The sequence below is a fragment of the Mesorhizobium shangrilense genome (genome assembly GCF_040537815.1).
In the GTDB taxonomy this organism is placed as follows: domain Bacteria; phylum Pseudomonadota; class Alphaproteobacteria; order Rhizobiales; family Rhizobiaceae; genus Mesorhizobium; species Mesorhizobium shangrilense.
The window spans coordinates 4,345,873-4,369,464 of record NZ_JBEWSZ010000001.1 but is presented as its reverse complement, the minus strand read 5'-3'; the positions used below and the strand labels follow the sequence as shown (position 1 = coordinate 4,369,464).

General features: G+C 63.1%; 27 protein-coding genes. 20 read left to right on the top strand and 7 right to left on the bottom strand.

Annotated elements, in window-relative coordinates:
- Positions 1–63: 63 nt before the first annotated feature.
- On the bottom strand, positions 64–723 hold the full coding sequence (locus ABVQ20_RS21130) for a phosphoribosylanthranilate isomerase (protein ID WP_354461412.1): 660 nt from the start codon (positions 721–723) through the stop codon (positions 64–66).
- Between ABVQ20_RS21130 and ABVQ20_RS21125 the strand changes: the two genes are divergently transcribed.
- Positions 710–1,054 carry a hypothetical protein gene (locus ABVQ20_RS21125; RefSeq protein ID WP_354461411.1) on the top strand — a complete coding sequence of 115 codons (345 nt, stop codon included), beginning with the start codon at positions 710–712 and terminating at the stop codon, positions 1,052–1,054. The genes ABVQ20_RS21130 and ABVQ20_RS21125 overlap by 14 nt on opposite strands.
- 30 nt (positions 1,055–1,084) lie before the next feature.
- On the opposite strand, the gene ABVQ20_RS21120 is transcribed toward ABVQ20_RS21125, so the two are convergent.
- The 4 genes from ABVQ20_RS21120 to ABVQ20_RS21105 all read right to left on the bottom strand — a co-directional run bounded on the left by ABVQ20_RS21120 (position 1,085) and on the right by ABVQ20_RS21105 (position 4,461).
- Complete coding sequence (locus ABVQ20_RS21120; protein WP_354461410.1) at positions 1,085–1,843, bottom strand: M48 family metallopeptidase; 759 nt, start codon at positions 1,841–1,843, stop codon at positions 1,085–1,087.
- A gap of 98 nt (positions 1,844–1,941) precedes the next feature.
- A complete protein-coding gene (locus ABVQ20_RS21115) occupies positions 1,942–2,415 on the bottom strand; it encodes a DUF2852 domain-containing protein (protein ID WP_354461409.1) in 474 nt (157 codons plus the stop codon).
- Positions 2,416–2,530: 115 nt separating this feature from the next.
- Entirely contained in the window at positions 2,531–3,673 is a 1,143-nt protein-coding gene (locus tag ABVQ20_RS21110) for a benzoate/H(+) symporter BenE family transporter (RefSeq protein WP_354461408.1), read from the bottom strand.
- A gap of 23 nt (positions 3,674–3,696) precedes the next feature.
- On the bottom strand, positions 3,697–4,461 hold the full coding sequence (locus ABVQ20_RS21105) for an alpha/beta hydrolase (RefSeq protein WP_354461407.1): 765 nt from the start codon (positions 4,459–4,461) through the stop codon (positions 3,697–3,699).
- A 206-nt stretch (positions 4,462–4,667) separates the two neighbouring features.
- On the opposite strand from ABVQ20_RS21105, the gene infC reads away from it, so the two are divergent.
- The 8 genes from infC to ABVQ20_RS21065 all read left to right on the top strand — a co-directional run bounded on the left by infC (position 4,668) and on the right by ABVQ20_RS21065 (position 11,798).
- Entirely contained in the window at positions 4,668–5,204 is a 537-nt protein-coding gene (gene infC, locus ABVQ20_RS21100; RefSeq protein ID WP_140491142.1) for a translation initiation factor IF-3, read from the top strand.
- Between the two features lie 106 nt (positions 5,205–5,310).
- Complete coding sequence (locus ABVQ20_RS21095) at positions 5,311–5,940, top strand: methyltransferase family protein (RefSeq protein ID WP_354461406.1); 630 nt, start codon at positions 5,311–5,313, stop codon at positions 5,938–5,940.
- Between the two features lie 391 nt (positions 5,941–6,331).
- On the top strand, positions 6,332–6,535 hold the full coding sequence (gene rpmI / locus ABVQ20_RS21090) for a 50S ribosomal protein L35 (protein ID WP_006201248.1): 204 nt from the start codon (positions 6,332–6,334) through the stop codon (positions 6,533–6,535).
- A gap of 93 nt (positions 6,536–6,628) precedes the next feature.
- A complete protein-coding gene (rplT, locus tag ABVQ20_RS21085) occupies positions 6,629–7,030 on the top strand; it encodes a 50S ribosomal protein L20 (RefSeq protein WP_023672281.1) in 402 nt (133 codons plus the stop codon).
- Between the two features lie 195 nt (positions 7,031–7,225).
- Positions 7,226–8,278 (top strand): phenylalanine--tRNA ligase subunit alpha, encoded by a 1,053-nt coding sequence (gene pheS, locus ABVQ20_RS21080; protein ID WP_354462240.1) that lies wholly within the window; start codon positions 7,226–7,228, stop codon positions 8,276–8,278.
- A complete protein-coding gene (locus ABVQ20_RS21075) occupies positions 8,275–8,697 on the top strand; it encodes a GFA family protein (RefSeq protein ID WP_354461405.1) in 423 nt (140 codons plus the stop codon). Before pheS ends, ABVQ20_RS21075 begins: the two co-directional genes overlap by 4 nt.
- Entirely contained in the window at positions 8,694–11,102 is a 2,409-nt protein-coding gene (gene pheT / locus ABVQ20_RS21070) for a phenylalanine--tRNA ligase subunit beta (RefSeq protein WP_354461404.1), read from the top strand. Before ABVQ20_RS21075 ends, pheT begins: the two co-directional genes overlap by 4 nt.
- Positions 11,103–11,195: 93 nt before the next feature.
- Positions 11,196–11,798 carry a nucleotidyltransferase family protein gene (locus ABVQ20_RS21065; RefSeq protein WP_354461403.1) on the top strand — a complete coding sequence of 201 codons (603 nt, stop codon included), beginning with the start codon at positions 11,196–11,198 and terminating at the stop codon, positions 11,796–11,798.
- Positions 11,799–11,921: 123 nt separating this feature from the next.
- On the opposite strand, the gene ABVQ20_RS21060 is transcribed toward ABVQ20_RS21065, so the two are convergent.
- The gene (locus ABVQ20_RS21060; protein ID WP_354461402.1) at positions 11,922–12,917 is read right to left on the bottom strand and encodes an aldo/keto reductase; all 996 of its coding nucleotides are present in this window, start codon (positions 12,915–12,917) and stop codon (positions 11,922–11,924) included.
- A gap of 96 nt (positions 12,918–13,013) precedes the next feature.
- Here ABVQ20_RS21060 and ABVQ20_RS21055 point away from each other — a divergent pair, with 96 nt between their 5' ends.
- The 9 genes from ABVQ20_RS21055 to dapA all read left to right on the top strand — a co-directional run bounded on the left by ABVQ20_RS21055 (position 13,014) and on the right by dapA (position 20,459).
- A complete protein-coding gene (locus ABVQ20_RS21055; RefSeq protein ID WP_354461401.1) occupies positions 13,014–13,904 on the top strand; it encodes a LysR family transcriptional regulator in 891 nt (296 codons plus the stop codon).
- 258 nt (positions 13,905–14,162) lie between these two features.
- Complete coding sequence (locus ABVQ20_RS21050) at positions 14,163–14,741, top strand: cytochrome b (RefSeq protein ID WP_354461400.1); 579 nt, start codon at positions 14,163–14,165, stop codon at positions 14,739–14,741.
- Between the two features lie 69 nt (positions 14,742–14,810).
- Positions 14,811–15,386, top strand: a complete 576-nt coding sequence (locus tag ABVQ20_RS21045) for a YceI family protein (RefSeq protein WP_354461399.1) — start codon at positions 14,811–14,813, stop codon at positions 15,384–15,386.
- A 288-nt stretch (positions 15,387–15,674) separates the two neighbouring features.
- A complete protein-coding gene (locus ABVQ20_RS21040) occupies positions 15,675–16,661 on the top strand; it encodes a Gfo/Idh/MocA family protein (protein ID WP_354461398.1) in 987 nt (328 codons plus the stop codon).
- Positions 16,662–16,742: 81 nt separating this feature from the next.
- The gene (locus ABVQ20_RS21035) at positions 16,743–18,401 is read left to right on the top strand and encodes an FAD-binding dehydrogenase (protein ID WP_354461397.1); all 1,659 of its coding nucleotides are present in this window, start codon (positions 16,743–16,745) and stop codon (positions 18,399–18,401) included.
- A gap of 201 nt (positions 18,402–18,602) precedes the next feature.
- Positions 18,603–18,794: a hypothetical protein gene (locus ABVQ20_RS21030; RefSeq protein WP_354461396.1), complete on the top strand. Its 192-nt coding sequence runs from the start codon at positions 18,603–18,605 to the stop codon at positions 18,792–18,794.
- Positions 18,795–18,814: 20 nt separating this feature from the next.
- Positions 18,815–19,036: a hypothetical protein gene (locus ABVQ20_RS21025; RefSeq protein ID WP_354461395.1), complete on the top strand. Its 222-nt coding sequence runs from the start codon at positions 18,815–18,817 to the stop codon at positions 19,034–19,036.
- Positions 19,037–19,078: 42 nt separating this feature from the next.
- Positions 19,079–19,516 (top strand): hypothetical protein, encoded by a 438-nt coding sequence (locus ABVQ20_RS21020; RefSeq protein WP_354461394.1) that lies wholly within the window; start codon positions 19,079–19,081, stop codon positions 19,514–19,516.
- A complete protein-coding gene (dapA, locus tag ABVQ20_RS21015; RefSeq protein WP_354461393.1) occupies positions 19,506–20,459 on the top strand; it encodes a 4-hydroxy-tetrahydrodipicolinate synthase in 954 nt (317 codons plus the stop codon). The genes ABVQ20_RS21020 and dapA overlap by 11 nt, the downstream gene beginning before the upstream one ends.
- Here the strand turns inward: dapA and ABVQ20_RS21010 are convergent.
- Positions 20,418–20,738: a hypothetical protein gene (locus tag ABVQ20_RS21010; RefSeq protein ID WP_354461392.1), complete on the bottom strand. Its 321-nt coding sequence runs from the start codon at positions 20,736–20,738 to the stop codon at positions 20,418–20,420. The two genes, dapA and ABVQ20_RS21010, sit on opposite strands and share 42 nt — an antisense overlap.
- Before the next feature lie 749 nt (positions 20,739–21,487).
- Between ABVQ20_RS21010 and ABVQ20_RS21005 the strand changes: the two genes are divergently transcribed.
- Together ABVQ20_RS21005 and ABVQ20_RS21000 are read left to right on the top strand one after the other, a co-directional pair.
- Positions 21,488–22,162, top strand: coding sequence for a response regulator transcription factor (locus ABVQ20_RS21005; protein WP_354461391.1), 675 nt, complete (start codon positions 21,488–21,490; stop codon positions 22,160–22,162).
- Complete coding sequence (locus ABVQ20_RS21000; protein ID WP_354461390.1) at positions 22,159–23,559, top strand: sensor histidine kinase; 1,401 nt, start codon at positions 22,159–22,161, stop codon at positions 23,557–23,559. The genes ABVQ20_RS21005 and ABVQ20_RS21000 overlap by 4 nt, the downstream gene beginning before the upstream one ends.
- Positions 23,560–23,592 lie beyond the last annotated feature (33 nt).

Genomic DNA, 23,592 nt, shown 5'->3' with positions numbered 1-23,592 from the left:
GTGCGGCATGCCCTTGTCGGAAAACCGGTTACCGATCTTCCGCGGCATGCTCTGGTTCGATCGTCAGGCGGCGCGATTGTCGGTCGCTGCCCTGACGGCCCGGAAAAACTGTTCGATCAGCACCGGATCCTTGACGCCCGGCGCGCTCTCCACGCCCGACGAAATGTCTATTCCTGGCGGGTTTGCTAGCCGAAGGGCATCGCCGATATTGGCGGCGTTGAGCCCACCGGAAAGCATGTAATCGACGCCAGCGTCAAGGCCGGTGAGAATATCCCAATCGAAAGAGACGCCATTGCCGCCCGGCAGTTCGGAACCTTTCGGCGGCTTTGCATCGAACAGGAAGCGGTCGGCGATGCCAATGAAGGGCTTTACCCGTTCCAGGTCGGCGGTCTGGCTGACCGACAGCGCCTTCATCACCGGCAGGCCGTAGCGCGCTTTTACTGCGGTTAGCCGTGCCGGGCTTTCCGAGCCGTGAAGCTGCATCATGTCGGGACGCATCTTCTGGACGATTTCATCCAGGAACGCATCGCTGGCATCAACCGTGACGGCGACCGCGCTGGCCTTGCCGGTTGCGGCTTCGCGCAGGCGGCCGGCTTCCGAAGGCTCGATGAAGCGGGGGCTCTTGGCGAAGAAAATAAAGCCGACATGGCTGGCCCCGCCGGCCAGTGCCGCGGCCATTGCCGTGTCGGTCTTCAACCCGCAGATCTTGATGTCGAGCGCCATGGGGCGGGAATTGGCACGAAACGGCAAAAGAGTCGAGAAAAAGCATGCTGTTTGCCAGCAACGCCAAAGGCGCTACCTATTGACGGACAGGACGCAAGGCGGGAGCACAATCATGGCCGACAGAACCGTTGCCGAACTCAGCCAGAAGATCGCACAGGCGCGCGAGGTCATCGCCCATCTGATGGACAAGGCCGCATTCAACGGCGCCGAGGCGCATCGCGCGCTCGAGTATTTTGGCGGAGATGCCTTTGACAGCAACTTTCTGCCATGGCCGCATCATGGCGATGAGGGCTTGCGGCCTGAGGATTTGAACGCGGCGAATGATGACTGACCGGGCGCGGGCTTAGGCCGGCCAGCCGAATTACTCGAACACGATCGCCTGCAGCGCGCCGCCATTGCGCTTCAGCCAGGCCTTGCAGCGCTCGGTGTCCGGGCAAAGCTCTTCGCACAGGGCCCAGAAGTCCGGGCCATGGTTCATCTCCTTGAGATGTGCCACTTCATGCGCGACGAGGTAGTTTATCACCGGCGCCGGCGCCATCATGATGCGCCAGGAAAAGGACAGGCTGCCGTCTGAGGTGCAGGACCCCCAGCGGCTTGACGTGTCCTTGAAGCGGACCGCCTTGGCTCGTTTGCCCAGCGCTCCGGTGTGTTTCAGCACCAGCGCCTCGATCTCGCGCTTGGCTTCGCGCTTGAGGAAGTCGGCGATGCGGCGCGGCAAATGTATGCGATCGCCATGGACGACCAGCGTCGGCCCAGCGGCGTCGTTCTCGACCGAGACCGTGCCGCGCTTGCCCGGCTCATGAACGATGAGATGCGGCACGCCGCGCAGGGGAATCTTGATGCCGGGTCGCACTTGCGGCCGGTCGGGCACTTTGGCCAGCCGCTGCTCCAGCCAGCCCTGATGCCGATGCAGGAATTTCTCCACCTCGCCCCGGCGCAGGCCCGGCGGGACGGTGATGCGCAGGCCGCGGCCGCCGGAATCGATGCGCAGCGTCAGCCGCCGCGCGCGGTCGTTTTCAACGATCTTGAGCGGCAGTGAGCGGCCGGCAACCACATGCTCGCGCTCCTCGACCGGCGCGGGCTTGGGCTTGGTCAGATTGCGGAAGAAGCCGAAGGACATTGGCGCAACGTTACGCGATTCGAGGAAACGAGTAGAACAAAAAAGAAACGGCGCCGCTTTCGCGACGCCGCCATTTGTGGAGTGGCCGGTCGCTGGTCTCAGTCGTCGAGCAGGCCCGAGCCCTTGCCGCCACGCTTGGTGGTCGTGGTGTCGGTCGTCGTGGGAGCCGTCGACTTGTTGCGGTTCGCCATGAAGCGATCGAACTCGTCCTGGTCCTTGGCGCGACGCAATTCGCGGGCGTATTCGTCGAACTGGGTCAGCATCTCGTCGAGCTTGCGGCGCTCTTCGTTGAGCCGTTCGAGTTCCTTCTCGCGCCAGTCGTCGAAAGCGACGTTGCCGGTGCGGGCGGAACCATGGCCCCAGCGCGAGGCCTTGTCGGAACCGCGGCGGCAGCCGGCGAAGATACCGTCCGTTGCCCGGTTGACGTCGCGCTTGAAGCCATCAAGCCGGTCGCCCCAGATAATGTAGGCAAGCATGGCGAAGCCGAGCGGCCAGAACACCATGAAGCCGATGACCATCAACGCGATGGTCGCCGGCGTCCAGGCCGGACGGATCAGTGCGGATGTGTTCATTTTCTCCGATTCCTTCGGTTGGAGACAGCCATCTGGCTGCGTGGAATCGAAATGGGATCGGGAAAACGGCGATTCAAGACAGCTTCAGCCAAAACCGGACAAGGGCCTGAAATGATTATCGCTTTTTGAGTATATCGAGGAAAAGCAATGCCAACCCGGCAACCAGGCCCCAGAATGCGGCGCCAACGCCGAACAGCGTCAGCCCTGATGCGGTGACGACGAAGGTCACCGTGGCGGCCATGCGCTCACCCTCGTCCTTCAGTGCGATCGCCAGCGCATTGGCCAGCGACGCCATCAGCGCCAGGCCGGCGACAAGCACGATCAGGCTCTGCGGCAGGACGGCGAAGATCGCCACCAGCGAAGCGCCGAACATCGCGAAGATGATATAGGCAAGCGCATAGAACGGCCCTGTCTTCCAGCGCTCGGCGGGGTCCGGATGGACGTCTGGTCCCGTGCAGATCGCCGCCGAGATCGCCGCCAGATTGGTGGTAGCCGCGCCGAATGGCGCCGACAGCAGCGAAAGCAGGCCGGTGACGCTGATCAGCGGGCCGGGCTCGGGGTGGTAGCCGGCGGCGCGCAGCACCGCGAGGCCCGACAGGTTCTGCGAGGCCATGGTGACGAGATAGAGCGGCAGCGCCAGGCCGATAATCGCCTTGACGGTGAAGTCAGGCGCAATCAGCGTCAGTGTCGACAGTTCCGGCGTCGGCAGGCCACCGACACGGCCGGTTAGGAAGGCGGCAAGCCCGCCGCCGACCAGCACGGCCAGCACAGAAAGCGCAGGGTTGAACAGGCGGATGACGAAAAACGCCGCGATCAGCGGCAGGATCAGCCACGGATCCACCGGAATGGTTTTCACCGCATTGATCGCGAAGGTGACGACGATGCCGGCCAGCATCCCGGATGCGACCGACGCCGGTATCCTGGCGATCAGCTGCGTCAGTGGCCGAAACAGGCCGGTGGCGATCAGAAGGATGCCAGTGACGATGAAAGCGGCGACGGCCTCGCGCATTGAAAAGCCGCTGGAGGCCGCGATCAGCGCCAGGCCGGGCGTCGACCAGGCGGTGATGACAGGCATTTTCGTGCGCCATGACAGCCACAGGCACTCGATTGCCATCGCCAGGCAGATGGCGGTTACCCAGCTCGCCGTTTCGATCTGCGTCGCGCCGACCGCCTTGGCGGCGGCAATGACAATGGCCAGCGTGCCGCCAAAGCCGACGATCGCCGCGACGAAGGCTGATACAGGAATGGAAACGCGCATGTCTTTACCCCGCCTGCCCAGTCTTACCCTGCGTGTCCGGCCATGGCGCCCACCGCGCGAACCAGCATGTCGAGATCCTGCGGCCGAGACAGCCGGTGGTCGCCATCGGGAATGAGCGAAAGCGTCACGTCGTCGGCCGGCAGCAGGCTGACCAGTTTCAAGGCATGGCTTGCCGGCACGTCGGGGTCGGCCAGCCCCTGCAGGATGTGGACGGGGCAATGCGTGTCGATCGGCCCGGTCATGACCCGGTTCTCGCGGCCATCCTCGATCAGGGCACGCGTATAGATGTAGGGCTCGGGCGAATATTCAGATGGTTCGCCAAAAAAACCCTTTTCGGCAAGGTCGTGCTTCTGCGCCTCGGTCAGCACCGGTTCGATCAGCTCGGCGGTGAAATCGGGCGCCGGCGCCAGCAGCACCAGGCCGGCGACACGATCGTCTCCTGCCTTGCGCAACTCCTGCACCATGCGCAGCGCGATCCAGGCGCCCATCGATGAGCCGACCAGGATCTGTTTGCCCCTGGTGAAATGGCGGAAGACCGCGAGGCTCTGCGAAAGCCATTTCGAGATCGTGCCATCGGCAAAGGCGCCACCTGATTCGCCATGGCCGGAATAGTCGTGGCGCAGGAAGGCGCGGCCTTCCCCTTCCGTCCATTTCGACAGCACCTCGGCCTTGGTGCCCAGCATGTCGGATTTGTAGCCGCCGAGCCAGACGATGCCGGGCTCCATGCCCGTGGCATGCCTGACGGCAATGCGCGATCCGTCGACGTCCAGAAAAATCGGGGCGGTCATGGCTTGTTCCCTCACCCCGGTCTTTTGACACAGGCTTGGCCGGTGCGAAAAGTGGCCTTGATCTTTCTTTGCTTGGTACAGGCTCGCGATCAGGTGATTTCCTGTGAGCGCTGTGCTATTGACTCCGCCCGCGCGCTTACCACATTGGCGCATCCAGAGATTTGAACTGAAGAACCCTGAACGAAACGGCCAAGGAGACCACGACCATTCGCAGACCTTTCAAAGCAGCGGCGCCTACCAAGGATGGCCCGCGCTCCAATCGCGACATCCGGGTTCCCCGGGTCCAGCTTATCGACGCCGAAGGCCAGAACCGCGGCGATGTCTCCATCAACGACGCATTGCTGCTCGCCGAAGAGGCCGGGCTCGATCTGGTCGAGATATCGCCCAATGCACAGCCGCCTGTCGTCAAGATCCTTGATCTCGGCAAGTTGAAATACGCCAACCAGAAGAAGGCGGCCGAAGCGCGCAAGAATCAGAAGGTCATCGAGATCAAGGAGATCAAGATGCGCCCGAACATCGACAGCCACGATTACGAGACCAAGATGAAGGCCGTTCGGCGCTTCTTCGAGGAAGGCGACAAGGTCAAGCTGACATTGCGCTTCCGTGGCCGCGAGATGGCGCATATGGAGCTCGGCATGCAGCTTCTGAACAAGGTGCGCGAGGAGGTGGCGACCATCGCCAAGGTCGAGGCGGAACCAAAGCTCGAAGGTCGCCAGATGATGATGGTGTTGGCGCCCCGCTAAAATCCGCCTGAATCGTGCCGCAAGGGCGTTCCGGCGATCGGCGGGACGCCTATTTTACAGGCCTCGCTGCGATCGCCGGCAACGTTCCTCGACGATCGGATTCGACATGAGCGATAACGAAATCAAGCACGCGCTGGGCAACTATCAGCGGACGCGCAGGCTTATGATCGCGGTACTTGTTGTCGTTCTGTTCGCCATCTTGCTTGTCGGGCAGTCGTACTTTCCTCCCGACACGCCGGTGCACGAGCTGCTCGAGACGGTCGGCGTCGTGCTGATCTTCCTCGGCATCATCGGCCGGCTGTGGGCGACGCTCTATATTGGCGGGCGCAAATCCGCCGAGGTGGTGTCCGGTGGTCCATATTCGATCACGCGCAATCCGCTCTATGTGTTCTCGAGCATTGCCGCTTGTGGTGTCGGCGCGCAGCTTGGCTCGATCACCACCACGATCGGCTTTGGCGTGATCTGCGCCGCCGCCTTCCATATCGTCATCCTGCGTGAGGAGAAATTCCTCAAGGAAGCGCTGGGTGCGCCATATCTGGCCTACATGGCGCGGGTGCCGCGCTTCTTCCCCAAGCTTTCGCTGTACGAGGAGGGGGATACCGGCAGCTTCAAGCCGCGCGTGCTCTTGATCACGCTGATGGACGGCCTGGTGTTCCTCGTCGCCCTACCGGCCTTCGAACTGGTGGATAGCGCGCAGCAGGCGGGCATTTTGCCGGTGCTGTTCCGCTTTCCTTGAGGCCGACCCGGGCGCAGGCCACGAATGCCGCGCTTCCAGAACGAGCGGCGCGCTAAAGCATGATCCCGAAAAGTGGGAACCGGTTTTCGGTAAAGATCATGCTCAAACAAGAAGATAGAGCCGCATCCCGATTCCATCGGGATGGAACAGGCTCTAGGTGTTGCGCGCCGGCTCACTTTGACGTATAGGACCGCCGTCTCGCGCATCCGCCTGAACAGCTTTTGTTTTTGGCGACCATGATGCGGGGGTTCAAGACATTAGAGCGACGCAAGGCGTTCTAAGAAAAACCGCCCGGCAGGGCATGCCGTGGCGGTTTCATTTGCTTTTCAGGCTTTGGTCGGCCTGAAGCGAACAAAAAGCGCGATAGTGCGCAACGATACGGAGTAGCAAAATGCCCAAGATGAAGACCAAGTCCGCCGCCAAAAAGCGGTTCAAGATCACAGGTACTGGTAAAGTCCTGTCGGCTGCGGCCGGCAAGCGTCACGGCATGATCAAGCGTTCCAACAAGTTCATTCGAAATGCCCGCGGCACGATGGTTCTGGCTGAACCGGATGGCAAGAAGGTCATCAAGAATTTTCTGCCGAACGGCCTCTAAGGCATTCGGTCTGGACACGCATTTGTTTTACGCAATTCCGAACGGAAAACCGCTTAGCACTTTTCCTGGAATTGCTTTTAAGGAGATCATGACATGGCACGCGTAAAAAGAGGCGTCACCTCGCACGCCAAGCACAAGAAGGTCCTGAAAGCCGCGAAAGGCTTCTACGGCCGTCGCAAGAACACCATCCGCATCGCCAAGCAGGCGGTGGAAAAGTCGATGCAGTACGCGTATCGCGACCGCAAAAACCGCAAGCGCTCGTTCCGCGCTCTGTGGATCCAGCGCATCAACGCCGCGACGCACGAGCATGGCCTGACCTATGGCCGCTTCATTGACGGCCTCAACAAGTCCGGTATCGAAATCGATCGCAAGATCCTGTCGGACATGGCCATCCACGAGCCGCAGGCTTTCGCCGCCCTGGTCGCCAAGGCCAAGGTCGCGCTCGAATATCTGAAGAACACCACGCCGAACGCTTTTGAAAGCGCTGTCGCCTAAGACCAGCGCTTCCCAAGCATTCGAAATTCTGATTTGGGGAACCCGCGCTGGCACGGCTGGCGCGGGTTTTTCTTATGCCTCTCATGCCTGAACTTTCAATTTTAAAGTGACTTTCACTTTAGGCTGACTTCCAACGTAGCGAGCTTGACCGTGAACGACGCAACCAATGGCCTGGAAACTCTCGAAAACGCCCTGATGGCCGACATAGCGTCGGCCGCCGACGAGCAGGCGATCGAAGCTGCGCGCGTCGCTGCGCTTGGCAAGAAGGGGTCGATCTCCGAGATGCTGAAGACGCTGGGTGCGATGAGTGCCGAGGAGCGCCAGGTGAAGGGCCCGGCCATCAACGGCCTCAAGAACCGCGTCACCGAGGCGCTTGGCGCCCGCAAGGCCGAACTGAAGGACGTGGCGATTACCGCCCGCCTGGCCGCCGAGAAGGTCGACGTGACCTTGCCGGTGCGGCAATCGCCGGCCGAGCGCGGCCGCATCCATCCGATCAGCCAGGTCATCGACGAAATCGCCGCGATCTTCGGCGACCTTGGCTTCGCCATCGCGGAAGGCCCGGATATCGAGACCGACTACTACAATTTCACCGCGCTGAATTTCCCCGAGGGGCATCCGGCGCGCGAGATGCACGACACCTTCTTCTTCCAGCCGGACGAGAAGGGCGAGCGCAAGCTTTTGCGCACGCACACCTCGCCGGTGCAGATCCGCACCATGGAGACGCAGAAGCCGCCGATCCGCATCGTCATCCCCGGCAAGACCTACCGGCAGGATTCCGATGCCACCCACTCGCCGATGTTCCATCAGGTCGAGGGGCTGGTGATCGACAAGACGGCGAATGTCGCCAACATGAAGTGGGTTCTGGAGGAATTCTGCAAGGCCTTCTTCGAAGTGCCTTCGGTCAAAATGCGCTTCCGTCCTTCCTTCTTCCCATTCACCGAGCCCAGCCTCGAGGTCGACATCCAGTGCGACCGCTCCAGGCCCGGCGAAGTGCGCTTCGGCGAAGGCTCCGACTGGATGGAAATCCTCGGCTGCGGCATGGTGCATCCCAACGTGCTGAGGGCCGGCGGTCTTGATCCCGACGAATACCAGGGCTTTGCCTGGGGCATGGGCATCGACCGCATCGCCATGCTGAAATACGGCATGCCGGACCTGCGCGCCTTCTTCGACGCCGATGTGCGCTGGCTGTCGCATTACGGCTTCCGTCCGCTCGACATGCCGACCCTGTTCGGAGGCTTGAGCGCATGACAGCCGCCCACGCCGGCGGCTGCCGCTGCGGCGCCGTGCGGTTCGAGGCCTCGGCCGAACCGCACCACGTCAGCTATTGCCATTGCGGCGATTGCCGGCGGGCCAGCGGCGCGCCGGTATCGGCCTTTGTCGGCTTCCTGGTCGATCAGGTTGCCTTCACCGGCAAGGCGCTGAAGATGTTCGAGAACGGCCCGGTGACGCGGTCCTTTTGCGGCATTTGCGGCTCACCCATCGCCTATGTCGACGAGCGGCTGGAGGACGACATCTACTTCATGCTCGGCGCGATGGACATGCCCGCTGGTTTCCGGCCGACGCAGCATGCCTATGTCAGCGAGCAGCTTCCTTTCCTGCACATGTCCGACGACTTGCCGAGACATTTGAAAACAAGCGTCAAAAGACCAGACGGAACACAGTCATGAAATTCACGCTCTCCTGGCTCAAGGATCACCTCGAGACCGACGCTTCGCTCAACGAAATCGTCGAGCGCCTGACCTCGATCGGCCTCGAAGTCGAGCATGTCGACGACAAGTCGAGCCTGAAACCCTTCGTCATCGCCAGGGTGTTGACGGCTGTGCAGCACCCGGATGCGGATCGTCTGCGCGTGCTGACCGTCGACACCGGCGACGGCAAGGCCCCCGTGCAGGTCGTCTGCGGCGCGCCCAATGCGCGCGCCGGCCTGATCGGTGCCTTTGCCGCGCCCGGAACCTATGTGCCCGGCATCGATGTGACGCTTGCCGTCGGCAAGATCCGCGGCGTCGAAAGCCACGGCATGATGTGTTCCGAGCGCGAGCTGCAACTGTCCGACGAGCACAATGGCATCATCGACCTGCCTGAGGATGCGCCGGTCGGCACCAGTTTCGCCGCTTATGCGCATCTCGACGATCCGATGATCGAGATCAACCTGACGCCGAACCGGCCGGATGCGACAAGCGTCTATGGCATCGCCCGCGATCTGGCGGCGAGCGGGCTCGGCCGCCTCGTTGGCGGCGCGATCATGCCGCATGTCGGCAGCGGCATGTGTCCGGTCAAGGTGACGATCGAAGCTCCGGAGCTCTGCCCGGGCTTTGCGCTTCGGCTGGTCAAGGGCGTCAAGAACGGCCCGTCGCCGAAATGGCTGCAGCAGCGGCTGATCGCCATCGGGCTGCGCCCGATCAGCGCGCTGGTCGACATCACCAATTACGTCACCTTCGACCGCGGCCGCCCGCTGCATGTGTTCGACGCGAAGAAGGTCGCCGGCAATCTTGTCGTGCGCCGCGCGCGCGACGGCGAGAAGGTGATGGCGCTCGACGGCCGCGAATACACGCTGACGCCGGACATGTGCGTCATCGCCGATGACAACGGCGTCGAGTCGATCGCCGGCATCATGGGCGGCGAGCATTCCGGCTGCGATGAGAACACCACCGACGTGCTCATTGAGTCGGCGCTTTGGGACCCGATCACCACCGCGCGCACCGGCCGCACGCTCGGCATCATCACCGATGCGCGCTACCGCTTCGAGCGCGGCGTCGATCCCGAATTCATGGTGCCCGGCGTCGAACTGGCAACGAAACTGGTGCTCGATTTCTGCGGCGGTACGCCGACGGAGATCGAGGTGGCCGGCTATGCCGGTCACAAGCCCAAGATCGTTTCCTTCCCATTGTCGGATATCAAGCGCCTGACCGGGATCGAGGTCCCAAAGGCTGAGAGCCTCGGCATTCTTTCGCGCCTCGGTTTCACGCCGGATGGATCGGGTGACGTCGTCAACGTGACCGTGCCGTCCTGGCGGCCGGATGTCGACGGCAAGGCCGATCTGGTCGAGGAGGTCATGCGCATCCATGGCGTCGACAACATCGCGCCGCAGCCGCTGGGCGCTCATGACGCGGTCAACGGCAAGATCCTGACCGTGCTGCAGATCCGCACCCGCGCCGCCAAGCGCGCGCTTGCCGTGCGCGGCATGATGGAAGCCGTCACCTGGTCGTTCATTCCGGCAAAACATGCCGAACTGTTCGGCGGCGGCCAGACGGCGCTGAAGCTCGCCAACCCGATCGCCGCCGATATGTCCGACATGCGGCCGTCGCTGCTGCCCGGCCTGATCGCCGCCGCCCAGCGCAATGCCGACAAGGGCATTGGCGATGTGGCGCTGTTCGAGGTCTCGGGCACCTATGAGGGCGACGGCGCCGACCAGCAGCGGCGCGTGGCCGCCGGGGTTCGTCGCGGCACGGCCAAGCTCGACGGTTCCGGCCGCAACTGGGCCGGCAATGCAGGTCCCGTCGGCGTGTTCGACGCCAAGGCCGATGCGATCGCGGCGCTCGAAGCCTGCGGCGCGCCGGTCGACCGGCTGCAGATCGAGGCGGGCGGTCCGGCCTGGTATCATCCCGGCCGTTCCGGCACGATCAAGCTCGGGCCCAAGACTGTGCTCGGCACCTTCGGCGAATTCCATCCGAAGACGCTCGAGGGACTGGACGTTTCAGGCCCGCTCTGCGGCTTCGAAGTGTTCGTCGATGCCGTGCCTGAGTCCAAGGCCAAGCCGACGAAAACCAAGCCGAAGCTCGAGCTTTCCGCTTTCCAGGCGGTGAAGCGCGACTTTGCCTTCGTCGTCGACAGAGCGGTCGAGGCCGGCACGCTGGTGCGCGCGGCGCTGGCCGCCGACAAGAAGCTGATCACCGGCGTTTCGGTCTTCGACATCTTCGAGGGTGCGTCGCTCGGCGAGGGCAAGAAGTCGATCGCCATCGAAGTCTCGATCCAGCCGGTCGAGAAGACGCTGACCGACGAGGATTTCGAGGCACTGGCCAAGCGCGTCGTCGACAATGTCGGCAAGCAGACCGGTGGGACGCTGCGAGGCTGAAGCAATTCCAGGAAAAGTGCGTAGCGGTTTTCCGTCCGGAATTGCGCAGGACCAAGGCTTGCGAGCAGATGGCGAATCGCCCTCCAAGGGGCGATGGACCATCTGCGCCATTCCGGCCTTCCTTTCGAAGCGCAACGCACGGCTTTTCTCGACATTGTCTCGGGCGATCCGCTCATTGGCGAGACGCTGTCACGGGCGAGAGCGCTTGAGCTTCCCGATTGGCTCATCGTGTCCGGTGCGCTCTACAACAGCATCTGGAACCACCTGACGGGAAAGCCACCGGGCTACGGCATCAAGGACATCGACCTGTTCTATTACGACGCCTCGGACCTTTCCTACGAGGCCGAGGATGCGGTCATCCGAAAGGCGGCGAAGCATTTTGAGGGGCTCACATTGCCAGTCGAAGTGCGCAACCAGGCCCGCGTGCATCTCTGGTACGAGGCGCGCTTTGGCGATGCCTATCCCCTTCTGTCCTCATCTGCCGAAGCCCTTTCCTATTTCGCTTCGAAAACCCATGCGGTCGGCGTCCGCTTCGATGCGGCAGGGCAACTCAACCTTGTGGCGCCGTTCGGCCTTGACGACATTTTCTCGTTTCGCATTACCCCGAACCACGCGCTGAACAACCAGCGAACGCATGAGGCCAAGGGTGGTCGGGCGAGGGAGAACTGGCCGGAGATTGCCGTCCTGCCTTGGTAGGTAGGTCTGCAGCAATTGAAAAGTCGGCGGGACAGCGCCCGCCGACATCTTGCAACCTGTGCAGCGCACGGCGCTTATATAAAAGGGACGCCGAAGCGCCCCCTTTTGTTTCCGCTGTAACGCTCACCCATTGACCAGCGCCAGCGCCTCCTCGGTGTAGCGCCTGCCAGTGACTTTTTCCGGCGACAGCGCATCACCGATGGCCCGCACTTCGGCGTCGCTCAACTCGATCTGCGCCGCTGCCGCATTCTGCTCGAGATGGCGGATTTTTCGTGCGCCGGGGATCGGCACGATGAAATCGCCCTGGTGCAGAACCCAGGCCAGTGCCAGCTGCGCCGAGGTCACGCCTTTTTCAGCCGCCATCTTTTCCAGCGTGGCGATGACAGCCGCATTGGCAGCCATCGCGTCGGCCTGGAACCGCGGCAGGGTGTGCCGCCAATCGTCGGCGCCGAGCGCTTCCGGTTTGGCGATCGTGCCGGTCAGCAGGCCACGGCCGAGCGGGCTGTAGGGGACGAAGCCGATGCCGAGTTCACGGCAGACGGCGAACACCTCGTCTTCCGGTTCGCGGCTCCAAAGGGAGTATTCGCTCTGAACGGCGGATATCGGATGCACGGCATGCGCCCGGCGGATGGTCGCGGCACTGGCCTCCGACAGGCCGAGCGCGCGCACCTTGCCCTCGCGCACCAGTTCGGCCATGGCGCCGACCGTATCCTCGATCGGTACGCTGGGGTCGACGCGGTGCTGGTAATAGAGGTCGATCACATCGGTGCCCAGGCGCGTCAGCGAGGCCTCGGCGACAGCCTTGACATGCTCCGGGCGGCTGTCGACGCCAACCATGCGCTCGACGCCATTGCCTTCTTCGAGAATCTTGAAGCCGAACTTGGTTGCGATCGTCACGCGATCGCGCACCGGCTTCAGCGCCTTGCCGAGCAGGATTTCGTTCTCGTAGGGGCCGTAGACTTCCGCCGTGTCGAAGAAGTTGACGCCGATCTCGACGGCGCGGTGTAGCGTGGCGATCGCGTCGGCTTCCGCCTGGCCGCCATAGGCGAAGCTCATACCCATGCAGCCGAGGCCGACGGGATAGACATTCAATTCAGTTCCAAGCTTGCGGGTTTGCATCACCGATCTCCTTGTTGTGATGCAAAGGAGATAGCGCCTACCTTTGCGTTCGATAATCGGCTTCCGTACGCACGGGCTGTTCTATAAAATAGATCAATGAACCGAACACATCTTTCACAACTTGCGGTGCTGGCAACCGTCGCTCAATGCGGCAGTTTTCGCGGCGCGGCCAGGGAACTGGCCATAGCGCCGTCGGCCGTCAGCCACGCGGTGTCCAGCCTAGAAGCACGGCTGGGCGTTCGTCTCTTGTCGCGCAGCACGCGCAGCGTCGCGCCCACCGAGGAAGGCGCACAGCTGCTGGAACGTCTGCGGCCGGCGCTGTCGGAGATCGACCTGGCCATGGAGACGGCAATCGAGGCGCGCGACCGGCCGGCCGGCAATCTCAGGCTCACCGTGCCACGCACCGCCGCGCAGCTGACGCTGGCGCCACGGCTCGGGGCGTTTGCGCGGGCCTTTCCCGATATCGTGCTTGAGATCGTCGTCGAGGACCGTTTCACCGACGTGGTAGAGGGCGGTTTCGATGCCGGCGTGCGGCTGGGCGAAAGCTTGCAGCGCGACATGATCGCGGTGCGGATTGGCCCGCCGATCCGTGGCGCCGTGGTTGCCTCCCCGTCCTATTTCGAGGCCATACCGTGTCCGACCCACCCACGCGATCTGGCAGCGCATCGCTGCGTCCGTTTCCGCTTTTCGAGCGGTGTGCTTTACCGCTGGGAGTTCGAAAAGGATGGCGAGGAACTGGAGATCGCCGTGGAGGGCCCGCTGATCGTCGGCGAGGATCGCCTCAATGTCGAAGCGGCGATCAACGGCGCCGGGATTACATTCGTGTTCGAAGGCTATGTCAGCGACGCCATCGCCGACGGCAGGCTGGTCCGCGTGCTGGAGGACTGGTGCCCGCCCTTCGACGGTTTCTTCGTCTACTATCCCAGCCGCCGCCAGATGCGGCCGGCGCTGCGGGCTTTCGTCGATTTCTTCAAGGTGAGTGGCTAGAGTCTGGCAATGCAACCGCTTCAGGTCCGAAAGCGCGCATCACCAAAAGCCCCTCGCCTGCCTGCCGGCATCCTCTCCCGGTAAACGGGGCGAGGGACGCTCCCGCCGACGCTTTCGCCAACCACTAATGTGGCGGAAAGAACGCCGACAGCGGCACTGCTTCTTTCTCCCCGTTCACGGGGAGAAATGCCCGGCAGGGCAATGAGGGGCAGCGCTGGCGTTGGGGAAGAAAGCTTCATTCGCCAACGTTCTTCACCCATGCAGGCATCGATCACAAACAGCACGAGCCGCTATGGCTGGGGTGCGATACTCCTCCACTGGCTGATTGCGCTGATCTTCATCGCCCAGTTCGGGCTTGGCTTTGTCATGGTGCGGCTCACCAGCCAGCGCACCGCCTTCCAACTGATCCAGTGGCACAAATCCTTCGGCTTCCTGCTGCTTGGGCTGATCATCCTGCGCATCGCCTGGCGTCTCGGCAATTCCGCGCCAGCGCTGCCGGATTCGGTTGGTGCCCTGGAGCGCCGGACAGCGCCCCTCGCGCACCTCGCTCTCTATGCGTTTCAAATCGCCTTGCCTTTGTCCGGCTGGGCGCTGGTCTCGGTGTCGACGCTGGATATCCCCAGCATGCCGTTCGACCTGTTCGTCATGCCGAACCTGCCGATCGGCGAATCCGATGCGGCTGAAAGCTTCTGGACGGCGGCGCATTGGTATCTCGCCTATGCCGGCATCGCATTGGTGGCTGTTCATGTCGCGGCGGCGCTGCGTCATCATTTCCAGCTTGGGGATGCCGTGCTCACGCGCATGATCACACCTTCGTCAGATCGCAACGGGGAATAGAGCGGACGGTTCATTCGTTCACGGGGCGAGGGCGCAGGAAATGCGCTGCCTCCAACAAGGAACAACCCTATGTATGCGCGCATCCTCGGATTTGCGGCGGTCGCCGCTTGCCTTGCCATGCCTGTTGCAGCGGCCGTCGCGCTTGGCGACGCCGCCGGCGGCTACACGATCAGCCCGGCCAGTTCCAGCATCCGCTTTTCCATCGGCAAGGCCGGTGGCGGCGGCTTCAATGGCGCCTTTGCCCGCTTCAAGGGCTCGATCCGCATCGACAACGCTGATGTCGGGCGCTCGCAGGTCAATCTAACCATCTTTCCCGAAAGCGTCGGCACCGGACAGGGCCGTATCGATGCGTTCCTGCGCTCGGATGCCGTGTTCGACGCCGCCAACAGCTCGGAGATCCAGTTCCGTTCGACCAGCGTGCAGCGCACCAGCGACACCTCGGCGCTTGTCACCGGCCGATTGACGGCACGCGGCAAGACGTTTCCGGAAAAATTCACGGCGGAGCTCGATGGCCTCAAGGGCGGCACGATCAAATTCCATGTCACCGGCAAGGCGCTCAGGTCGCGCTATGGCATGGATGTCGGCACGCCGCTCTATTCCAACATTGTCGATTTCGACATGACGCTGACGGGGAAGAGGGGATAGCCATCGCAGGACTTGGGTTCCTCGCCCCCGCAACGTGGGGGAGCGGTGGCCCGGCGAAGCCGGGACGGAGAGGGGGGCGACGACCGCGCCACCAGTATCCTGCAAAGGATTAAGCGCGAGACGATGCGTTAAACAGCACTCCCCCAACCGCTGTGAAGACCCCTCTCCGCCCCGGCTTCGCCGGGCCACCTCTCCCCACTTCGTGGGGCGGGGAACCTGGCAACCGCATTGGCTTTTCTCCTGATTTCGGGCAAACCTCGTTGCCTGTAACCGACATGGAGAAGCGTGATGTTCCGATGGGGTGTGTTGTCGACGGCCAAGATCGGCCGCGAGCATCTGTTGCCGGCAATGGTCGAGGCCGACAATGGCATGTTGTCGGCGATCGCCAGCCGTGACCTGTCGAAAGCCCGTGCGCTGGCCGAACGCTTCGGCGCGCGCCATGCCTTCGGCTCCTATGAGGAACTGCTCGCTTCAAAAGAGGTCGACGGCGTCTACATCCCCTTGCCGACATCGCAGCATGTCGAATGGGCGGCGAAGGCCATCGAAGCGGGAAAACATGTGCTGGTCGAAAAGCCGCTGGCGCTCGACGCCAAGGACATCCTGCCGCTGATCAAGCTGCGCGACCAGAAGAAGGTGCTGGTATGCGAGGCCTTCATGGTCATCTACCATCCGCAATGGATCAAGGTGCGCGACCTCATCGCCAGCGGCGCCATCGGCCGGCTGCGCCATGTGCAGGGCGCGTTCTCCTATTACAATGTCGATCCCAACAACATGCGCAACCAGCTCGACCTCGGTGGTGGTGCGCTGCCCGATATCGGTGTCTATCCGACGGTATCGACGCGGTTTTCGACCGGCAAGGAGCCGTTGCGCGTCCAGGCGACGATCGAGCGCGACAAGACCTTCGGCACCGATATCTACTCCTCGATCCGCGCCGATTTCGGCGACTTCGAACTTTCTTTCTACCTGTCGACGCAGATGGCGGCGCGGCAGGTGATGGTGTTCCACGGCGAGAAGGGCTTCATCGAAGTGTTCTCGCCTTTCAACGCCGGCCTCTACGATCATCACCGCGTCGAACTGCACAACCAGAACCACACCGAAGCGCAGGTGTTCCGCTTCCCCGGCACGCAGCAGTACCGGCTAGAGGTCGAGACCTTTGCCAGGGCGGCACAGGGCGGCAAGGAGCGTGTCTTCACGCTCGAAGAATCCGTGCTGAACCAGAAGGTCATCGACGCCATCTTCCGCGCCGGTGGCAAGGACGGCTGGGAGGCCGTCTGACACTTTGTGATGCAATTCCTGACTGAAAGCCGTTTCACGCTTTTCCCGGAATTTCTTTAGCCGGCTAATGGGGTGGGGAAAATGGCCGACGATGCGGATGTGGTCATTGTCGGCGCCGGCCTCGCCGGCCTCGTTGCCGCCGCCGAACTGGCCGAGGCGGGCAAGAAGGTTGTCATCGTCGATCAGGAGCCGGAGCAGTCGCTGGGCGGCCAGGCATTCTGGTCGTTCGGCGGCCTTTTCCTCGTTGATTCGCCCGAGCAGCGGCGCATGCGCATCCGCGATTCACATGATCTGGCGCTCGAGGACTGGATGGGCACCGCCGCCTTCGACCGCCCGGAGGATTTCTGGCCACGCAAATGGGCCGAGGCCTATGTCGGTTTCGCTGCCGGCGAAAAACGCTCCTGGCTGATGCAACGCGGAACAAAATTCTTTCCCGTGGTTGGCTGGGCCGAGCGCGGCGGCGGCAATGCCGTCGGCCACGGCAATTCGGTGCCGCGCTTCCACATCACCTGGGGCACCGGCCCCGGTGTGCTCGAACCTTTTGTCCTGCGCGTACGCGAGGCGCAAAAGCGTGGATTGATAGACTTCAGGTTCCGTCACCGGGTCAATGAACTGACGCGGACGGGCGCTGTTGTAACCGGCGTGCGCGGCGACATCCTGCAGCCGAGCACCGTCGACCGTGGCCGCAAGAGTTCGCGCGAGATTGCCGGTGATTTCGAGCTCAAGGCGCAAGCGGTCATCGTCGCTTCCGGCGGCATCGGTGCCAACCACGGGCTTGTCCGGCAGAATTGGCCGCGGCGGCTGGGAACCGCGCCAAGGCGGATGATCGCCGGCGTTCCCGACCATGTCGATGGCCGCATGCTGGCGATCACCGAACAGGCGGGTGGCTCGATCATCAACCGCGACCGCATGTGGCATTACGTCGAGGGCATAAAAAACTGGGCACCGATCTGGACCGGCCACGGCATCCGCATCCTGCCCGGACCGTCGTCGCTGTGGCTCGACGCGCGCGGCAAGCGGCTGCCGGTGCCGCTCTATCCCGGCTTCGACACGCTGGGCACGCTCAACCACATCATGGGCACCGGCTTCGATTATTCCTGGTTCATCCTGACCAAGAAAATCATCCAGAAGGAGTTCGCGCTGTCAGGCTCCGAGCAGAACCCGGACCTGACCGGCAAGAGCTGGCGCCAAGTGATCGGCCGCGCCACATCGGGCATTCCAGGCCCGGTGAAGGCGTTCATGGAGAAGGGCGAGGATTTCATCATCGAGGCCGAGCTGCCGGCGTTGGTCGCTCGCATGAACGCGCTCGCCGGCGGCGAGCCATTGCTCGATCTCGGGCAAGTTGAGCGCGAAATCCGCGCCCGCGACCGGCAGCTCGACAATCCGTTCTCGAAGGACATGCAGATCACCGCGCTGCGCGGCGCCCGCGCCTACCTAGGCGACCGGCTGATCCGCACGGCCAAGCCGCACAAGATGCTCGATCCGGCAAACGGGCCGCTGATCGCGGTCCGCCTCAACATCCTGACCCGCAAGACGCTGGGCGGCCTGCAGACCGATCTCGACAGCCGCGTGCTGGGTGCCGATGGCCAGCCCGTCGAAGGGCTCTATGCGGTGGGCGAGGTCGCCGGTTTCGGCGGTGGCGGCATGCATGGCTATGCGGCGCTCGAAGGCACGTTCCTGGGCGGCTGCATCTTTTCCGGCCGCAGCGCTGGCCGCGCGGCGGCTTGTTCGGTGGCCTGAGACGACGCGTCCTAAGCCCGCATTCCAGCCTGGGACGCATATACGCCCCGGCGATAAACATATGACTTTTTTATATTTTTCAGTTTCGAGCCGCCTCGAATACAAATGCGGATGCTTTTATCTTTCAGGACGTAGCCGGCCCTGGGCCGCTGCAGGAAGTCGCCACCTCGCGGCGACAACCAGGAAAGAAGGAAGTCTCCGATGTTTCTCTCCGACGGGCTTTATCTGCCCACCCATCGTCCGCTGCCGGCGTCGCAGGTCGAACAGGCCCGGCTTGCGGCCAACAACAATCGCCGGCCGGCCAGCCTCGTGGCGCCATTCACACCGACATGGTGGTTGCTGGTAGCCGGCGCTTTGCTGGCGGCCGCGACACTCGCTGCACTTGTTTCCTGATCGCAAGGCAGGAGATGACGATGCCAAGTTCCCACATTTCAGCGATTGCAAACGCCCTTCACCGGTTCGTGGTTGGACGCGACGGCGAGGGCCACTGGATCGCCCGGGATGAAGAAGGTGTGACTGGCGGCGTTTTTGCCGACAGGAGTTCCGCCGTGCGTTTCGCCGCGATGGAAAGCGGCCATCGGGCGGGCGCGATCCGCTTCGCGCCGGCAACCGTGCGCCTTTCATTGTTCAACTGACCCGATTGCGTCCGTTTCCGCGTTCTTCGGAACGGTCTGACCATGGACAATCCCAACGCTCCCGACCTAGCCCTGCTGCTCGACCGCGTGAAGCATGTCGGCAAGCTGCTCGAGCACCAGCTTTGGCAGGCAGCGCTCGATTTGTCGCTCGACAAGTCGTCTCGACCGGGCCGGCGATTTGCCGGTCTGGTCGAGGCCGGCGCCATGCTCGATGCCACGCTCTTGCTGGTCATGCTGTCAGAACCGCGGCGATCGGTGACGGACATCAGGAAGGCCGGCGATACCTGGGCATGCAGCATCCAGGTCACCGGGGCATGCCCACCGGCCAGGGCCAGGAAATTCAAGGCGGAACATGCGGATCTGCCTGCGGCGGTGCTGGCGGCCCTGCTGTCTTCGCACCTGGACAGGCCCTTCGAAGCGCAGCTGAAAAATACATTTCACAAGAAATACCAAGGAGACTTTGAATCCCATGACACCTGACCAATTACGTTCGCGCCTGAACGGAGCGATGACCGCGCTGGTGACGCCGTTCACGGATGGCGAAGTCGATCTGAAGCAACTGGCCACGCTCTTGCGCTGGCAGATCGAACAGGGGATCAACGGGCTGGTCCCCTGCGGCACCACGGGCGAGGCGCCCACACTGTCGTGGGAAGAACGCCTCGACATCATCGCGCTCTGCGTGAAGGTCGCCGGCGGCAGGGTTCCGATCATCGTCGGCACCGGCACGAACAACACCGAAACGACGATCGCCTTTTCGACGGCCGCCGAAGCCTTTGGCGCCGACGCGGCCCTCATTGTCACGCCCTACTACAACCGGCCAAGCCAGGAGGGTATTTTCCGCCACTTCGAAGCCGTGGCCAGCAAGGTCAGGATACCGATCATCGTCTACAATGTGCCGGCACGAACCGGTGTCGATCTGTTGCCGGAGACCATCGAGCGCCTGGCGCAGATTCCGACCATCATCGGCATCAAGGATGCCACAGGTGATGTGAGCCGGCTATCCTCTCTTCCCGCAGTGCTGAGGCGCCGCCTCATCTGTCTTTCCGGTCACGACGCGACGTCGTTCGGCTTCAACACGATGGGCGGGCGCGGGACCATCTCCGTGGTCTCCAACGTCGCGCCGCGATTGTGCGTCGAGATGCATGATGCCTGCAGGCAGGGCGATCACCACACCGCCCGGGCCATCCATCATCGCTTGCGGCCGTTGATTGCGGCGCTTGAACTCGAGAGCAATCCGGTTCCGGTCAAATACGCCTTGCACCTGGCGTTGGGGCTGAGCCCGGACGTTCGCCTGCCACTGACGCCTGTGCGCCCCGAAACCGAAACCGCCATACGGGAGGCCATGCTGGCCCTCAGCGACAGCGTAGCCGGTGTCGCGCGATCAGGGCCGGTTCTGGCCACGCCCGCGCCGGGGCGGTTTTGACGGAGGCGCCTTGCCGTCAGCGGCATAGACCAATCCGGGCTGGACGATCCATTCGCCGGTGCGGAGCGCTTCGACATCGAAGCGTCCGCTGCGGTCGCGCGGCGCGACGCCGACGAAATGGTATCGCAGTCCGCTTGCGTCGACCACTGTATCAGTAATTGGATGGTCGGCGAGCCGGCCGATGACCGCTCCCCGTTCCCGGAGATTTGCCAGGACGAAATACTCCGTCGGCACCCGATGGCTGACCCCTGAAGTCAGCCAGACTGAATGTGATTTCATGCTCGTTTGAAGCCAGTTGTCCTTCTGGCCGCCAATCAAGCGGCGGCCCGCGACTACATAGTCGCGGGCCGCATAGGAATTCGAGAGGAGCTTTTGGCCTGATTTATAAAGGCCGCATATGTCTGGTCGAGCTTTCCATCAGGGATCCTGCCGGCGTGGGCGGCGCGGCTCGATACAGTCCGGCGACGGCGTCGTCGCCGGGCCTCCACGACAATCCGGTCCACCTGGCTGAATGTCCGGCCGGGGCGCGCAATCAATTGCGGGTCCACCGACGCAATCGGGACGCCCTGGGCGGTCCGGCCTATCCGGCCTATCTGGCCGGCCGGGCCAGTCTGGCCTGCCGGGACGATCCGGGCGATCTGGCCAGTCGGGTCGATCGGGCCTATCCGGCCGACCCGGCCTGTCAGGGCGCCATGGCCCGTCCGGCCGCCAGGGGCGATCGGGCCTATGGTCACGGTCCCGCCAATGGTGGTCGCGCCAGGGCCGGTCGCGATAATCGTTCGTATCGACACATGCGCTGAGCGTTGCCGCGCAAAGGATGAGCGCCAACGCGCTTCCGAGCCTGGTCATGTCTGTAATTTCCTTGCTGTCAGTCCCTGCGGGTCCGTCTGCCCGGCAAGCATTGCGCCTGCATTGCGCCTCGTGCGAATGAACCGCGAAATCCGCGGACAAGAGGGCGGCGTCGCCTTCGTAATGTTCCCGCAATCATGAGAGCGGAGATGTCCGGCAGAAGCAGCAATGGATCCAAGATGCGCCTCCTCCTTGTCGAAGACGAACCGCAGATGGCCGATGTCCTCACCACGGCCCTGTCGCGTTACGACATCATCGTCGACCATGCACCGACGCTTTGCGTGGCCGAGGATGCCGTGCGCGAAAACGTCCACGATATGATCGTGCTTGACCGGCAGCTTCCCGACGGCGACGGCATCGCGCTGATCTCGCATCTGCGCTCCGTCGGCCTGAACATTCCGGTCATCGTACTGACCGCAAGAGGGGCTGTGGCGGATCGCGTGCACGGGCTCGACATGGGCGCCGACGACTATCTAGCCAAGCCCTTTGCGGTCGAGGAGCTCTTGGCCCGCGTCCGCGCGCTGCTTCGCCGCCCGCCCGCGATGGACTCGATCGTAGCGCGCATCGGCGCGCTCGAATTCAGCCTCGACAACCGCGAGGTGCGTGTCAACGGCGAGCCGCTGGAGTTGCCGCGACGTGAACTGCTCGTCCTTGAAGCTCTGATCCGGCGCCAGGGCCGCACGGTCCTGCGCTCGGCACTCGAGGAAGCCGTCTACAATTTCGATGACGAGATCCAGTCGAATGCACTCGATTCCCATGTTTCGAGGCTTCGCAGGAAATTGTCGGAAACCGAGGCCGGGGTGGAGATCCACAGCATGCGTGGCGTTGGCTATCTCCTGAGGCCGGCGCGTTGAGGTGGCTGCGGAAAAGTTCGCTGAGGCGAACACTCATCGTCCAGCTGCTCGCCTGTCAGATCGGCGTTCTCCTGCTTGCCGTCGTGCTCCTGGCAGCTTTTCTCATCAATGCCGGCCTTGGTGGTGTGGTCGTCGATCCGGAAGTCACCGAGATCGTGGCAAGGGCAATTTCGCGCGATGCGGACGGCCGCCTCAAACTGGTTGAAACCGAGGAATTGCAGGAACTTCGGCGATCTGTTCCGGACCTGTGGCTGGTCGCACGGGATGCTCAGGGCAACATGCTGAGCCACGGCTCGGTGCCGGAACCCTACCAGATGTTTGGAACACATCTCGACAAGTTGGCTTTCGCGGATATCCGTGACGCCGTCGCGCCCTATGCCTTGGCCGCGGTGGTGCGCAAAGCTTCCGGCCCGGCTGGAGAACTCAACGTACTGGCAGGCACGCGCATGTTCAGTACCACCTACATCGTCATGGTTCTGTCGAACCTTGTGTTGATCCCCGTGGTCATTGTGCTCGTGCTGATCACCGTTATCTCGGTTCCCTGGATCGTTGGCCGCTCGCTCTCCAGCCTGTCCTTGGTTGCGCAACGCGCCGGCGCCATCGATATAGATCGTCGCGGCGACAGGTTGCCGGAGGCAGGGGTTCCGGGCGAGGTGCAGCCGCTGGTGCAAGCGGTGAATGGCGCCTTGCATCGGCTGGATGAAGGCTATGAACGCCAACAGCGTTTCATGCTCGATGCCGCACACGAATTGCGCACGCCCATCGCCATCCTGCAGACGCGACTGGAAACCATGCCGGAAGGCGCCTTCCGCAATCGCCTGCTGGTGGACGCCGGGCGTATTGCCGCCCTGGCGGAACAGATGCTGGACCTGCAGCGCCTGGACCATGGCAAAGCGGCGTTCACCGCCGTCGACCTTGTTTCCCTGTGCCGGCAGGTTGCTGCCGACCTCGCTCCTCTCGCCATCGCCGACGGTTACGAACTGTCGTTCGAGGCGGGCGAGGATCGCGTGATCGTCAAGGGCGATGCTGGCGCGCTGGAACGCGCTGTCGTCAACCTGGTCCAGAACGCCATCGAGCATGGCGGTCAGAAGGGCCTTATCCTGGTCCGGGTCACTGGCGACGGGATCATCGAAATCTCGGACGAAGGAACGGGAATTCCGTTCGATGAGCGCGAGCGGATTTTCGAACCCTTCCACCGCTTGCGGCCGCGCGATCGCGGCGCGGGGCTGGGGCTCAATCTGGTGCGGGATATCGTCAGCAGGCACGGCGGCCATGTCTCGGTGGCCGATGCGCCCGGCGGCGGCGCCTGTTTCAGCATTGCTCTCCCTAAGGATGCCTCGCGCAAGCCCAGCGATTTGGTCTCTCTGCGGAAGCATCAGGCAAAAGCGGCATTGTAACCACGGCGCTGCGTTCTTTGGCAGATTCCGGCA

What these genes read in the sequence shown, in the direction of transcription:
- ABVQ20_RS21125 (WP_354461411.1), top strand. Translation starts at nt 710, where the DNA reads ATGTCGAGCGCCATGGGGCGGGAATTGGCACGAAACGGCAAAAGAGTC.
- ABVQ20_RS21130 (WP_354461412.1), bottom strand. Translation starts at nt 723, where the DNA reads ATGGCGCTCGACATCAAGATCTGCGGGTTGAAGACCGACACGGCAATG.
- ABVQ20_RS21120 (WP_354461410.1), bottom strand. Translation starts at nt 1,843, where the DNA reads ATGTCCTTCGGCTTCTTCCGCAATCTGACCAAGCCCAAGCCCGCGCCG.
- ABVQ20_RS21115 (WP_354461409.1), bottom strand. Translation starts at nt 2,415, where the DNA reads ATGAACACATCCGCACTGATCCGTCCGGCCTGGACGCCGGCGACCATC.
- ABVQ20_RS21110 (WP_354461408.1), bottom strand. Translation starts at nt 3,673, where the DNA reads ATGCGCGTTTCCATTCCTGTATCAGCCTTCGTCGCGGCGATCGTCGGC.
- ABVQ20_RS21105 (WP_354461407.1), bottom strand. Translation starts at nt 4,461, where the DNA reads ATGACCGCCCCGATTTTTCTGGACGTCGACGGATCGCGCATTGCCGTC.
- ABVQ20_RS21095 (WP_354461406.1), top strand. Translation starts at nt 5,311, where the DNA reads ATGAGCGATAACGAAATCAAGCACGCGCTGGGCAACTATCAGCGGACG.
- rpmI (WP_006201248.1), top strand. Translation starts at nt 6,332, where the DNA reads ATGCCCAAGATGAAGACCAAGTCCGCCGCCAAAAAGCGGTTCAAGATC.
- rplT (WP_023672281.1), top strand. Translation starts at nt 6,629, where the DNA reads ATGGCACGCGTAAAAAGAGGCGTCACCTCGCACGCCAAGCACAAGAAG.
- pheS (WP_354462240.1), top strand. Translation starts at nt 7,226, where the DNA reads ATGGCCGACATAGCGTCGGCCGCCGACGAGCAGGCGATCGAAGCTGCG.
- ABVQ20_RS21075 (WP_354461405.1), top strand. Translation starts at nt 8,275, where the DNA reads ATGACAGCCGCCCACGCCGGCGGCTGCCGCTGCGGCGCCGTGCGGTTC.
- pheT (WP_354461404.1), top strand. Translation starts at nt 8,694, where the DNA reads ATGAAATTCACGCTCTCCTGGCTCAAGGATCACCTCGAGACCGACGCT.
- ABVQ20_RS21065 (WP_354461403.1), top strand. Translation starts at nt 11,196, where the DNA reads ATGGACCATCTGCGCCATTCCGGCCTTCCTTTCGAAGCGCAACGCACG.
- ABVQ20_RS21060 (WP_354461402.1), bottom strand. Translation starts at nt 12,917, where the DNA reads ATGCAAACCCGCAAGCTTGGAACTGAATTGAATGTCTATCCCGTCGGC.
- ABVQ20_RS21055 (WP_354461401.1), top strand. Translation starts at nt 13,014, where the DNA reads ATGAACCGAACACATCTTTCACAACTTGCGGTGCTGGCAACCGTCGCT.
- ABVQ20_RS21050 (WP_354461400.1), top strand. Translation starts at nt 14,163, where the DNA reads ATGCAGGCATCGATCACAAACAGCACGAGCCGCTATGGCTGGGGTGCG.
- ABVQ20_RS21045 (WP_354461399.1), top strand. Translation starts at nt 14,811, where the DNA reads ATGTATGCGCGCATCCTCGGATTTGCGGCGGTCGCCGCTTGCCTTGCC.
- ABVQ20_RS21040 (WP_354461398.1), top strand. Translation starts at nt 15,675, where the DNA reads ATGTTCCGATGGGGTGTGTTGTCGACGGCCAAGATCGGCCGCGAGCAT.
- ABVQ20_RS21035 (WP_354461397.1), top strand. Translation starts at nt 16,743, where the DNA reads ATGGCCGACGATGCGGATGTGGTCATTGTCGGCGCCGGCCTCGCCGGC.
- ABVQ20_RS21030 (WP_354461396.1), top strand. Translation starts at nt 18,603, where the DNA reads ATGTTTCTCTCCGACGGGCTTTATCTGCCCACCCATCGTCCGCTGCCG.
- ABVQ20_RS21025 (WP_354461395.1), top strand. Translation starts at nt 18,815, where the DNA reads ATGCCAAGTTCCCACATTTCAGCGATTGCAAACGCCCTTCACCGGTTC.
- ABVQ20_RS21020 (WP_354461394.1), top strand. Translation starts at nt 19,079, where the DNA reads ATGGACAATCCCAACGCTCCCGACCTAGCCCTGCTGCTCGACCGCGTG.
- dapA (WP_354461393.1), top strand. Translation starts at nt 19,506, where the DNA reads ATGACACCTGACCAATTACGTTCGCGCCTGAACGGAGCGATGACCGCG.
- ABVQ20_RS21010 (WP_354461392.1), bottom strand. Translation starts at nt 20,738, where the DNA reads ATGAAATCACATTCAGTCTGGCTGACTTCAGGGGTCAGCCATCGGGTG.
- ABVQ20_RS21005 (WP_354461391.1), top strand. Translation starts at nt 21,488, where the DNA reads ATGCGCCTCCTCCTTGTCGAAGACGAACCGCAGATGGCCGATGTCCTC.